General features: G+C 32.1%; 8 protein-coding genes. 4 read left to right on the forward strand and 4 right to left on the reverse strand.

Going from position 1 to position 13,575, the window contains the following annotated elements; translation table 11 throughout:
* The first annotated feature begins 41 nt into the window (after positions 1–41).
* Complete coding sequence (locus tag M3P09_RS00635) at positions 42–1,877, forward strand: cation:proton antiporter (protein WP_249971652.1); 1,836 nt, start codon at positions 42–44, stop codon at positions 1,875–1,877.
* A 52-nt stretch (positions 1,878–1,929) separates the two neighbouring features.
* Here M3P09_RS00635 and M3P09_RS00640 read toward each other — a convergent pair whose 3' ends face one another.
* The 4 genes from M3P09_RS00640 to M3P09_RS00655 all read right to left on the reverse strand — a co-directional run bounded on the left by M3P09_RS00640 (position 1,930) and on the right by M3P09_RS00655 (position 9,047).
* Positions 1,930–4,329, reverse strand: coding sequence for a glycoside hydrolase family 31 protein (locus tag M3P09_RS00640; protein ID WP_249971653.1), 2,400 nt, complete (start codon positions 4,327–4,329; stop codon positions 1,930–1,932).
* Between the two features lie 129 nt (positions 4,330–4,458).
* On the reverse strand, positions 4,459–6,369 hold the full coding sequence (gene glgB, locus M3P09_RS00645; RefSeq protein WP_249971654.1) for a 1,4-alpha-glucan branching protein GlgB: 1,911 nt from the start codon (positions 6,367–6,369) through the stop codon (positions 4,459–4,461).
* A 3-nt stretch (positions 6,370–6,372) separates the two neighbouring features.
* Positions 6,373–7,635 (reverse strand): glucose-1-phosphate adenylyltransferase, encoded by a 1,263-nt coding sequence (locus tag M3P09_RS00650; protein ID WP_099565122.1) that lies wholly within the window; start codon positions 7,633–7,635, stop codon positions 6,373–6,375.
* 5 nt (positions 7,636–7,640) lie between these two features.
* Positions 7,641–9,047: a glycogen synthase gene (locus M3P09_RS00655; RefSeq protein ID WP_249971655.1), complete on the reverse strand. Its 1,407-nt coding sequence runs from the start codon at positions 9,045–9,047 to the stop codon at positions 7,641–7,643.
* A 353-nt stretch (positions 9,048–9,400) separates the two neighbouring features.
* Here M3P09_RS00655 and M3P09_RS00660 point away from each other — a divergent pair, with 353 nt between their 5' ends.
* Genes M3P09_RS00660 through M3P09_RS00670 form a run of 3 tightly spaced genes read left to right on the forward strand, consistent with a single transcriptional unit; the run spans position 9,401 to position 13,575 of the window.
* Positions 9,401–11,764, forward strand: a complete 2,364-nt coding sequence (locus tag M3P09_RS00660; protein WP_249971656.1) for a TonB-dependent receptor — start codon at positions 9,401–9,403, stop codon at positions 11,762–11,764.
* 31 nt (positions 11,765–11,795) lie between these two features.
* The gene (locus tag M3P09_RS00665) at positions 11,796–12,806 is read left to right on the forward strand and encodes a sensor histidine kinase (protein ID WP_249971657.1); all 1,011 of its coding nucleotides are present in this window, start codon (positions 11,796–11,798) and stop codon (positions 12,804–12,806) included.
* Between the two features lie 4 nt (positions 12,807–12,810).
* Positions 12,811–13,575 carry a LytR/AlgR family response regulator transcription factor gene (locus M3P09_RS00670; protein WP_158231455.1) on the forward strand — a complete coding sequence of 255 codons (765 nt, stop codon included), beginning with the start codon at positions 12,811–12,813 and terminating at the stop codon, positions 13,573–13,575.

Genomic DNA, 13,575 nt, shown 5'->3' on the forward strand with positions numbered 1-13,575 from the left:
CAGTTTTACTTAAATTAGTGTTTTTTAAAAATAAGTTGCCGATGTTAGAACTTGCTGGAATTATTATTTTAGGAATACTTGCCCAATGGGTTGCATGGAAATTTAAAATCCCTGCCATTTTACCTTTAATTTTAATAGGACTACTAGTTGGACCTATAGCCGCCGAATATTTAAGCGATGATGGTGGGAAATGGATTGAACCTATTTGGAATGGAAAAAAAGGGCTTTTTCCTGGAGAAGGACTATATTATTTTGTATCGCTTGCTATTAGTATTATTTTGTTTGAAGGAGGGTTAACCCTAAAGCGATCTGAAATTAAAAATGTTGGTCCAGTAATTACAAAGCTAATTACATTGGGTTCGGCTATTACTTTTTTTGGAGCTGGTATTTTAGCGCATTTTATTTTTAATTTAAGCTGGGAGTTGTCATTTTTATTTTCCGGACTTATTATTGTTACTGGCCCAACTGTAATAACACCAATTTTAAGAAATATTCCGCTTAAAAAAGATGTATCTGCAGTATTAAAATGGGAAGGTATTTTAATAGACCCTATAGGGGCTTTGGTTGCTGTATTGGTGTTCGAATTTATTAGCGTTGGTGGTGACAGGGGTTTTACTAAAACAGCTTTAATGGAGTTTGGTAAAATTATTCTTTTTGGAACAACGTTTGGGTTTACTTTTGCTCACGCTTTAGCTTTTGCTGTTAATAAAAAACTTATTCCTCATTATTTATTAAATGTGGTATCGCTGTCAACAGTATTATTAGTTTTTGTTGAGTCTGAAATTTTTGCACACGAATCTGGACTTTTAGCAGTAGTAGTAATGGGCATGGTTTTAGGTAATAGTAAATTAGAAAATTTAAAAGAACTTCTTTATTTTAAAGAATCTCTAAGTGTTTTGTTAATTTCTATTTTATTTATTTTGCTGGCAGCAAATATTAATATTGAAGATTTAATGTTGCTTTATACTTGGAAAACCGCCATTCTTTTTGCAGTGGTTGTTTTTGTTATTAGGCCTTTGGCTGTTTTTTTAAGTACGCTCGGGTCTAATTTAAAGCTGAATGAAAAATTATTTATTAGTTGGGTTGGACCACGAGGAATAGTTGCTGCCGGAATAGCTTCCTTGTTTGGAAGTAAATTATTAAAGGATGGGATTGAAGGAGCTGAATATATTACACCTTTGGTTTTTATGATAGTTTTAGGAACCGTTTTATTAAACGCTACTACAGCCCGTTTGTTTGCTAAAATAGTAGGGGTTTTTTTAACAAAATCCGAAGGCATTTTAATTATTGGAGCCTCAAAAGTATCAAGGTTAATAGGGCATTATCTTGAAACAAACGGAAGGCATGTGGTACTTATTGACAGCAACGAAAGCAACATCGAAATAGCTAAAGAGCTCGGTTTAGAAGCTATGAGTAATAATATTTATTCTGATACATTAATGGATAACATTGAACTAAATGATGTAGGTTATTTAATGGCTCTAACGGGTAATTCCGATATAAATAAATATGCTATTAATAAATTTGGTAAGCAGTTTGGAGAGAATGGTTCTTTTAGGTTGGTTAGTACAGAAGAAATGTTGGATGAAAACAATAATCCTAAAGAAGGTTTGTTTTCTCATACAGATGATTTTAACTCTTTAACAGAATTAACTAAAAAGTATCCTTCAATTCAAGAAATTGAGATGCAAGATAAAGCACATTATGAAAGCTTAATTAAAAAAACCAATGAAGACAAGGATATCATTCCTTTATTTATTAAAGACAATGGTGGAGAGTTACATATTATCTCGTCTTATAATTTAGAGGTAAATACCATAAAAGAGGGTTTCCAATTAATATATTTGGGAAAACCGTTTGATGTAGAAAAAGTATAAAGCCCTTTAAGCTTATTTTTAAAGAGCTTTATGGTTTAGGTGTTTATAAAAACTATCCTTTTATTTGAAGATTTGTAAACTCTTTAGAGATAATAAGGGAGTTATCACCATTAAACTTAACATCTTTTAAATCAACATATTCGTTATCCACTTTTATAGACTTTACCTTAAAAGGCAATCCAATTAAATTAATTTTGAATGTATTATAAGAGGTCACATATTTTCCTCTTTTGTGAATTCTAATAATTAACTTATCGTCTGACCCTGCTAAGTTAAATTTTTTCAAACTATAGCGCCCTTTGGTATAATCGTAGCCATCATCAGCATCTTCATATAGTTCAGAGTCTTCTTTACCATTTTTATAATACACATCTAAAGTTAACTCTTCAATTATTTTTTCGCCCACATATTGTTGTACTGGGTATTTTGGTATAATAGCACCGGCTTTTATAAAAATTGGCATACTATCTATATCGGCATCAACCCAAGTTTCTTTACCGCCAGAAACCATATTATTAGTCCAGAAATTATACCAGTCCCCCTTAGGAATATACATGCGTCTTCCTTTAGCATTTGGTTCGTTTATAGGGCAAATTAAAAGTTGATTCCCACAAATAAACTCATCTGTTCTATAATGTGTTTGAGAGTCTTCTTGGTCAAATAATACCAACGATTTTAGCATTGGAACATTATCTTGTGAATACTGATAAAATGAAGTATATAAGTATGGTAATAACTGATATCTAATTTCAATAAACTTACGTACTACATTAGTTATTTCTTCATCAAAAGCCCAAGGTTCTTGGTCGCCATGATCACCAGACGAATGTGTTCTACAAAACGGATGGAAAACACCAAGCTGAATCCAGCGCGCATACAATTCGCCGTTAGGCTGCTCAGCAAACCCACCAATATCAGATCCAGCAAAAGAGAATCCAGATAGTGCTAATCGTTGAGCTTGAATGTTAGCAATTTGTAAATGCTCCCAAGTAGCAACATTATCGCCCATCCAAGTAGATGTATAGCGTTGTGTACCAGAATACGCAGATCGTGTAATAACAAATGGACGTTTAGGGTAATTAAACTTTTTCAACCCATGGTATGTGGCGCGTGCCATTTGCATCCCATAAATATTGTGTGCTTTTTGGTGACTACAAGGATTTCCGTCGTAATCGTGTCTTACGTCAGAAGGAAATGTTTTTCCAGGAACATCCATTACCGCAGGTTCATTCATATCGTTCCAAACACCTTTTACGCCAATCTCTTCTATAAGCTCTTTAAATAAACCAGCCCACCATGCTCTTACTTCTGGTCTTGTAAAATCTGGAAAGTAACACTCCCCAGGCCAAACCTTACCTTTCATGTAAGGGCCATCTGCACGTTTACAGAAATAATCTTTTTCTAAGCCTTCACGAAACACATCATAATCCATATCAATCTTAATTCCTGGATCGATAATAACTACTGTTTTAAACCCATCATCAGCAAGTTCTTTTACCATGCGTTTTGGATTTGGAAAGTAGTCCTTGCTCCAAGTGAAACAGCGAAAACCTTCCATATAATCAATATCTAAATAAATAGCATCACAAGGAATTTTTAACTCTCTAAATTTTGCAGTGACTTCTTTTACATTTGATTCTGGGTAGTAACTCCATTTACATTGATGATAACCTAAGGCCCATAATGGCGGTAATTCTGGTGTTCCTGTTAAGTCGGTATAGCTAGTTACCACATCTTGCATTTTTGGACCATAAATGAAATAGTAATTCATTTCGCCTCCTTGCGCCCAAAAACTAGTTACGTTTCTTCTTTCTTGACAAAAATCAAAGTAGGTTTTGAAAGTATTATCAAAAAAGATACCGTATGACTTATTGTTGTGTAACCCCGTATAAAACGGAATGGCTTTGTAAATAGGGTCAGTGTCTTTCCCGTAGGCATAAGAATCTGTTGCCCAATTTTCAAATCGCTTTCCTTTTAAGTTTAAATGATTTGGTTTGTCTCCTAGCCCATAATAGCTTTCTCCGTTTTGAGCCGCTTTACTCATTTTAACAATATCACCACCTAGCTCATAACTTTCTTCCCAATGGAAGCCTAATTCGTCTTCACAAATTATAGTATTGTCTTTAGCATCAAATATAGATTTTCTTAAATCTGTTTTAAAAATATGACAAATGAGTTTTGATGTTGTGATAATGTATTTTTCTTTATCATCGGAGATTTCTAAATGATTATAACCTCTACTAGCTTTTTCATCGATAGCATAAGAAAAATCTTTATTAAACTTTCCTACGGTAGTATATCGAAACCGAAGTACACTATCTCTTAAAACAGTAAGTTGAAGAATGATATTGTTTGAGGTTGAAAAATGTAGTACATCTACATCTTTTTTGTAATCTATTATATTTGAGGGAAACAGGTTTCCTTTGTATTCTAGTTCAGTATTTAAAATCATAAATGATTAGCAATTTAATTAATCGACGAAAATAGTAAAAATAGCAGTATTGAGCGGTTACTATTTATTAAAAAAACATAAAGATAATTGTATAAAATGCAATATATCAGCTATATAATTTAATATTTTTTATTGCTTAATTTTAAAAATGGTAACAGCTAATGGGGGTAATGTAATTTCTGCTGAATAATCTTTTCCGTTCCAAGGTGTTTTCTTTATTGTTATTTGGTTCTTATTAACAACACCACTTCCTCCAAATGTTTTAGTATCACTATTAAAAACCTCTTTTAATTTTCCTTTTGAAGGTATTCCTATACGATAGTTTTCTCTAATAGTAGGAGCTAAATTACAAACAACAACAACATTGTCTTCAGTCTTTTTTCCTTTTCGAATGTAAGACATTACACAGTTTTCATGATCATCATAACTTATCCATTCAAACCCATCATTACTAAACCCTTTTTCGTATAAAGCAGGGGTAGATTTATATAAGCTATTTAGCGATTTGAAAAAATCCTGAAAGTTTTTATGAGGTTCAAACTCCAATAAATTCCAATCTAAACTTTCTTGAAAATTCCATTCGTTATATTGTGCAAATTCGCCACCCATAAACAATAATTTTGTGCCTGGGTGAGTAAACATGTAGCAGTATAAAAGGCGAAGATTAGCAAAGCGTTGCCACTCGTCTCCTGGCATCCTTCCTAAAATAGAATTTTTGCCATACACAACCTCATCATGAGAAAGAGGGAGCATAAAATTTTCGGTAAAAGCGTAGGCTAAACTAAAAGTAATATCGTTTTGATGATACTTTCTGTAAATAGGATCTTTTGAAAAATACTCTAAGGTATCATGCATCCAACCCATCATCCATTTCATACCAAACCCTAAGCCTCCTAAAAATACAGGTTTAGAAACTCCAGGAAATGCAGTTGATTCTTCAGCTATGGTTTGCACATCTGGAAATGACCTGTAAACTTCTTCGTTTAATTCTTTTAGAAACGCAATAGCTTCAAGATTTTCTCTTCCTCCAAACTCATTAGGCTCCCACTCACCGTCCTCGCGCGAATAATCTAAAAACAACATAGACGCTACAGCATCTACTCGTAATCCATCAGCATGATATTGTTCGAGCCAAAAAACGGCGTTGCTTATTAAAAAGGATTTTACTTCGTTTCGGCCATAATTAAAAATTAAGCTTTTCCAATCTTGGTGGTAACCTTTTCTTTTGTCTGGGTGTTCGTACAAAGCAGAGCCGTCAAAAAAGCCTAATCCATGAGCATCTTCAGGAAAGTGTGATGGCACCCAGTCTAAAATAATACCTATATCGTTTTGATGTAATTTATCTACTAAATATTTAAACTCTTCAGGATAACCAAATCGAGATGTAGGTGCAAAATAACCTGTTAATTGATAACCCCAAGAAGGATCGTATGGAAACTCCATAATAGGCATGAGTTCTACATGAGTAAAATTCATATCCTTAACGTAATTTACTAAATCATCGGCTAATTCAAAATAAGATAAAAAACGGTTTTCTTCTATTTGTTTTTTCCATGATCCTAAATGAACTTCGTAAACGGAGTAAGGCGCATCTAAAGCGTTGTGTTTTTTACGCTTCTTCATCCATTTGGTGTCTTTCCATTTATAGGTGTCGTCCCAAACTATTGATGCTGTTTTTGGGGGATGTTCACAGCGTCTAGCATAAGGATCAGCTTTTTCAGAAATGTACCCGTTATTGTTAGAATGAATTTTATATTTATAAAGATTGCCTTTGCCAACATGAGGAATAAAGCCTTCCCAAATACCTGAGGAATCCCATCTCACATTAAGTTGGTGGTTTTCACCATTCCAATAATTAAAGTCACCTATTACTGATACTTGCTTTGCACTAGGTGCCCATACTGCAAAATAAGTGCCTTCAATACCATAAACAGTTAATGGATGCGAACCAAATTTTTCGTATAAGCGGTAGTGCTTACCTGCTTTAAAAAGACTTATGTCAAAATCGGTAAAAAGACTGTGAACAATTGTGTTTGTCATATATTAAATTACAGTTCCGTTAGGAATAACTGCATTTTTTTTAATTACTACAATACCATCTCTTACAGCATAAGTTTCAGTTTCGGTATCCTCAAGGTGCCTCCCTCCATTTATTCTTACATCATCACCAATACAGCAATTTTTATCTAAGATGGCATTTTTTATAAAACACCTAGCTCCAATACCAAGTGTACTTATATTAGAATTTTCTACATCGCTTAGAGGTTGATAATAGTCGTTACCCATCATATAGGTTTTAATTACTGTAGATTCATCTCCAATTCTGGATCTAATACCAATAACAGACTTTTCAATTTTACCAGCACTAATAATACAGCCTTCAGCAATAACAGTTTCATCTAGTATAGTTCCTGCTATTTTGGTAGTTGGTAGCATTCTGGCTCTAGTATAAATTCGTTTTTTCTTATCGTAAAGGTCAAAATCAGGAATGTCTTTGGTTAGCCTTAAATTAGCTTCAAAAAAGGAGTCAATAGTTCCAATGTCTGTCCAATAGCCTTCATATTGATAACTAAGTGTTTTATGTTTTTCAATATTTTGAGGAATAATTTCTTTACCAAAATCAATGGTTGAATCGTCTTTCATCAACTTTATCAATAAATCTCTATTAAAAATATAAATACCCATTGAGGCTAAATAATTACGCCCTTGAGATTTCATATCATCACTAACATCTGATGTCCAATCTGGCAATAAGCTAGCATCTGGTTTTTCAATAAAAGAGGTAATTACATTTTTATCATCAGATTTTAATATCCCAAAAGAAGTGGCATCTTTAGCATTAACAGGAATGGTAGCAATAGATATTTTAGCTTTACTTTTTACATGAGCATTAATCATTTCTGCATAATCCATTTGATATAATTGATCACCAGAAAGAATTAAAACATAATCAAATTCATGTCTTACAAAATGATGCATGCTTTGACGAACTGCATCAGCAGTGCCTTGAAACCAACCTTTATTGTCCGGTGTTTGTTCTGCTGCAAGAACATCAACAAAAGCTGAGCTAAAAAAACTAAAGTGATATGTGTTTTTTATATGCCTATTTAACGACGCAGAATTAAACTGAGTTAATACATACATACGTTTTATATCCGAATTAATACAGTTTGATATGGGGATATCAACTAACCTATATTTTCCAGCAATAGGAACCGCTGGTTTTGATCTTTGCTCTGTTAACGGATGTAATCTGGAGCCTTGGCCTCCTCCTAGTATTATGGCTAAAACACTGTTGTTAATCATAGTTCTTAGTTTATAGATTTATATAAATTGATGTATTGTTTTGCAGAAGCATCCCACGAATGGTCTATCTTCATAATTTGCGTTCTTATTTTTTTGAACTTGGTTTGATTCTCATAAAGACTGGCACCTCTTTCAATGGCATCAGTTATTTCTGAGACCGTAACGTTGTCATGACAAATACCAAAACCATTTTCTTCAGAGATGTCTGTAACCGTATCTTTTAAACCACCAATACTTCGCACAATAGGTATGGTGCCGTAGCGTAAAGCATACATTTGATTTAGGCCACAGGGCTCAACCCGCGAAGGCATTAAAAGAAAATCTGCTCCTGCGTAGATAATATGCGACAGTTTTTCATCATAACCAATAAAGGCATTGTATTGTCCACCAAAATCTTTTTTCAAAGTTTCTAGTTGTTCTTCTGTTTCTTTGTTTCCTGAACCTAAAAGTAGAATGGAAATATTTGGGTTTTGTAATGCAACTTTAAAAGCTTCTGGAAATAAATCAGACCCTTTCTCGCCAACTAAACGCCCTATAAATGCAAAAAGTGGCTTGTTAATATCTAGATTAAACGTATCGCATAATTGTTTTTTATTAGCTTTTTTGCCAGAAACAATGGTTTTTTCGTTGTAGGTTTTTTCTATATAATTGTCAGTTTCAGGATTCCAAACTTTCCAGTCTATACCATTTAAAATACCAACACATTTATCACTTTCGCTAGATAGCAAGCTTTCTAAACCATTAGCAGATACTTTCATTTCTTCCATATAACTAGGCGACACGGTAGTCACTCTCCAAGCACATTTTATGGCTGCCGCCAACGGGTTAATTGTACCGCCCCAATCTAATAAACCAACGTTATTAAAATTAAAAGCAGGTATTAAGTTTACTTTATCATGTGAAAACCATCCTTGGTATTGAGCATTATGGATAGTTAAAATGTTTGGTGTTTTTCTAAAAGCTTTATATTTAAAACTTTCTTGAAGCATAAATGGTACTAACCCTGTATGATGATCATGACAATGAATTATACCTGGTAGTTTTTCCCATGTGAGCATCCAATCTAGGGCAGCGATTTGAAAAGCTAAAAAACGCTCAGTGTCATCAAAAGAATAAACATACTCTTTAAAAATTAAATCGGGTACATCAACAAAAAAGATATCAAAATCTAATGATTTACTCTTTAAAGTTAGAATGCGATATTTATATGTTTTCTCACCTAAAGTCAACACAGCTTCAAATACTGAAGAAAAGGTGTTTTCTTTAGTAAATTTTATATCATAAAAAGGCATAATAACCTGAGAAGAAATGTCAGAATTATTTTGGTATTTTGGTAAAGCACCTACAACATCTGCAAGTCCGCCAACTTTAGCAATTGGGTAGCATTCTGCACTTAGATGAATAATTTTCATTTATATTTTATGCGTTTTAATAAACATACAAAATTATACTTTACATTTTTATTGAAACTCAATTTTTGAAGAAAATGCAGTCTTTTACCTGATTGATTAATAATATTAGTAAAAATTTGATGTTAATAACAAAAAGGTTGATAAAATCGTAATTATGCAATTGAATTATGGACTTTGTTTTAATAAAAACGCTTTTACATTAAGATTGGTTTAATCGTTTGCTGCTAAATGTCATTTTGTTTTATAGAATTAAAGTATTAATTCAACCCTTTTTTAACCCAATTCATCAGAAACTGTTTTAATAAAAAAAGGAATGAGGATACATTTACCTCATCAATTTAAAACGAACAGTTATGAAATTTAAATCACTAAGTTATTTCTTTATTCTTTTTAGTATAGCGCTAAGCTTTTCGCAGAATATCTCTGGAAAAATTACAGACGAAAACAGTCAATCTTTAGAATTTGCAAATGTTGTGTTATACAATGCCGAATCAAATGAGGTTATAACGGGTGTTATTTCTGATGAAAAAGGCTCTTATATTTTTAAAGATCTTTTAAAAGGTAAATATTACATTGAAGTTTCCACGTTAGGCTTCGAAACTAAAAAATCTGAAACCTTTGAATTGTTAGGTAGCAAAAATTTAGACTTTGTTTTAAAGGAAGAATCGCAAATGTTAAATGAAGTTGTTGTTAAAAGCAAACGCCCGGTAATAAGGCAAACTGCAGAAAAATTGGTAGTAGATTTAGAAAAATCTGAAATGATTAACTCTAATTTAAAGGATGTTATAAAACGTGTTCCTGGTATTTTTGTAACAAATAACGGAATTAATTTTGCAGGGAGAAGCGATGTTAGAATTTTGATAAATGGTAAGACTACAAGCTACATGGACATAACAACGCTTTTACAAGATTTACCAGCAGATAATATTGCAAGAGTAGAACTGGTTGAGCAACCAGGTGCAGAATTTGATGCCGAAGGTTCTGGACCAATAATTAATATTATTTTAAAGAAAAACGTAAAGCTTGGAACACATGGAAATATAGCAACTTGGTTTGGTGAAGACGAAGGCTTTGAATCTGGCACTAGTGCATCTGTTGCGAGTTATAAAAACAAATTAAATTGGCAAGCCAGTGCGGGTTATGCTAGCTTAACATGGAGAGATGATTTATTTATTAAAAGAACTGTTGGTGCAGACACTTATAACCAAGCCACTATTGAGCCTTATAACCCTAAAAGCTTTAGGCTAGGCGGAAGTTTAGATTATTATATAAGCGATAAGCACACCATTGGTTTTGGAATACGTTACAATAATTCAACATCAAATAGAATATCTAAAAGTAGCACAGATATTATTTCTTCTAGCACTACTGAAAAATTAGTTTCTGAAAACTCATTTGATAGAGATAGAAACACCATAAGCGTTAACCCGTATTATGAGTTTAAATCTGATGCACACAAATTAGTAGCAGATTTTAATTATGTAAATTTTACCAATGACAATATTGATAATGTTTATGCCGCTTCAGGAAACACGGTACCTATTACAAATCAACGCTACTTACAAGACGGAAAATTTACAATAAAAACGTATAAAGTAGATTATTCTAGAATGTTTTCAGACGACATAAAGTTAAGTTTTGGTAGTAAATACTCTGTTGTAAATACAGATAGCGATTTAAAATCATTTACCCAAAACGCTACTACTAATAACTTCGATTTTCAAGCTAATAACAGTAATAGGTTTTTAATAGATGAAACTATTTTTGCTGTATACTCAAAACTAAATGCCAATTTTGGAAAGTGGTCTTTTTCTGGAGGCTTGCGTTATGAAGATAGTGATACAGAAGGTGTTTCAACAAATGCAAACGATAGCAGATCAAGAAAAATATCAAAACTTTTCCCTAGCGCCTCTATTAGTAGAAAAATAAACGAGAATTTAGGAGCTAATGTAGCCTATAGTTACCGTATTAGAAGACCATCTTATAATAGCCTTAATTCGTTTGTGCAATTTTACGACCCACTTACATCTGAAGTTGGAAACCCTAATTTAAGACCATCGTTTACTAATAATTATCAGTTTAATTTAACTTTTGATAGACAACCATTTTTCACCATAGCTTATAGCGAGACTAAAGATGATTTATTTCAATTTATTTCGCAAGATGATGCTACCGCACAAGTTAGTCGTTCTACAATTAATTTATCAGAAAGAAAAAATTGGAATTTTAGATTGTTTGGACCATTAGATTTTATTAAAGGTTTAGAAGGATTTACAGGTTTTATTGTTGATTATAATGTATTTCAATCAAACGATTTAAACCCTCAACTAAAATTATCAAAATGGAATTACGGTTGGTACACACAAGCTAGCTATGAATTACCATGGAAAATTAATGCTGAAATGTCTAGTTACTTTGGGTCTGGTGCTTTAGAAGGGCAAATAGATGTAGGTTGGATTGGAAATTTAGAGTTCTCTTTTGGAAGAAAGTTTTTAGACGATAAACTAAAAGTAAATTTAGGCATTAGCAAGGTGTTAAATAGAGGTTTTGTAGGAACCGTAAACTATGATAATATTAACGCGGATATTGAAAGCAATGGATCAAGGCAAAATGTACAATTAAGATTAGCATATAGTTTTGGCTCTAAATTTGGTAAAAAGAAAAGCAGAAGAAACTCATCTAGAGATGAAGAAAATAGAATTGATGATAATAATTAATTTCTCAATACATTTGTTTTAATAACAAGCCATGAATAAAAAACTTAACAAATCAGACTTTATTATTTTAGCCGTTTACTTTGCAGTATCCTATGCTATTCAAGGCAAAGATTACTATGATAGAGGAGCAATGTTAAAAGAGTATATATTAGATTTTCCAACAGAATTAATCACTATATGTGCTACCATTTTTTTGTTTGTTTTTTGGTTGATTCCAAAATTTGTAAACGAAAAAAAATACCTTTTATTTATTTTGCTTGGTGTATTTTCAATAATTTTTTTCACAGCAATTGAGTATACCGTTGGGTTTTGGTCTGGAGAAAATGATTGGAGTAAATACCCTAAAGGATTAGATTTTGTTTTAAGAATGATAAACCGAGGGTCACAGCAAACGGCATTTCCTTTTGCATTATTGCTTACCAAAAAATTCTATGAAGGGCAAAACGAATTATTAAAGATAGAGAAACAACAAAAAGAAAATGAGCTCAAGCTATTACGTTCACAAATAGATCCTCACTTTTTGTTTAACAACCTGAACACTTTAGATTCCTTAATAGATAGCAATACTGAAAAAGCAAAAGAATACATTAATAGGTTGTCTTTAATTTATCGTTATTTAATTAAAACAAAAGATGCTGAGGTTATGGAGCTGTCTGAAGAGATTGAGTTGGCAGAAAATTATATATTTTTAATTAAAACACGTTTTGAAAACGACTACGATTTTAAAATAGATATAAAAACCACAATTGAAGATAAATTTATTCCAACAGGTGCCTTGCAAACACTTTTAGAAAATGTAGTAAAACACAATAAACCACAAAATAGTAGCGCCATAAAAGCCACTATTTTAATAGATGATACTTTGCTAAAAGTAACAAATACAAAGTCGAGTATTCATTCTAAAAACGAGTCTTTTGGTACAGGATTAGAAAACTTAAAAGCCAGATACAAGCTGCTTTCGGATAAAGAAATGATTATTATTAATACAGATAAAGAGTTTAACATTTCAATTCCAATTATTAAGTTAATTGATGAAAACTAATACGATGAAAATTTTAATATTAGAGGACGAAATACCTGCGTATAATAAATTAGTTTCTTTTGTAAATGATTATTTTGAGGACAAAATACCTCATGATTGGGCACGTTCAAATAGAGACGGAAAAGCATTGCTTCAACAAAATAAATATGACTTTATTTTATCAGATATTCAATTATTAGACGGTATATCGTTCGATTTGTATAGCGATATTTCTATCGAATCTCCAATCATTTTTTGTTCGGCTCACGATGAGTATTTATTCCAGGCTTTCAACACAAATGGGATTGCTTATATTTTAAAACCATATACACAATCAGATTTTAAAAAGGCTATAGAAAAGTATCAATCGTTATTTAAACAAGGAGATTACAACACCTTAAATCAACAAACTATTTCTGAGTTAAAATCGGCGATAAAAGAAGAACATAATAACTATAAAAAACGATTTGTAATAAAAAAAACCAAAGGTATTCAGCTATTAAATGTTTCTGATATAAGCGCTATTGAAGCATCGGGAGATTTTTGTATTGCAACAGATTTTAAAGGAAAACGGCATACTATTTCTCAAAACCTAGGAACCATTCATCAACAATTACAACCCAGCAAATTCTTTAAAATAAACAGAAGCGAAATTGTTAGTATTGATTATATCGAAAATATAGAAAATCATTTTAAAAACCGGCTACTCATTACCATGACTGGTGTTAAAGAAAAAGCAATGACAAGCTCTTCAACAACTTCAGATTTTAGAAAATGGTTGGAACAATAA

Origin of the sequence: Jejuia spongiicola (assembly GCF_023502325.1) — a bacterium.
Classification (GTDB): Bacteria; Bacteroidota; Bacteroidia; order Flavobacteriales; family Flavobacteriaceae; genus Wocania_A; species Wocania_A spongiicola.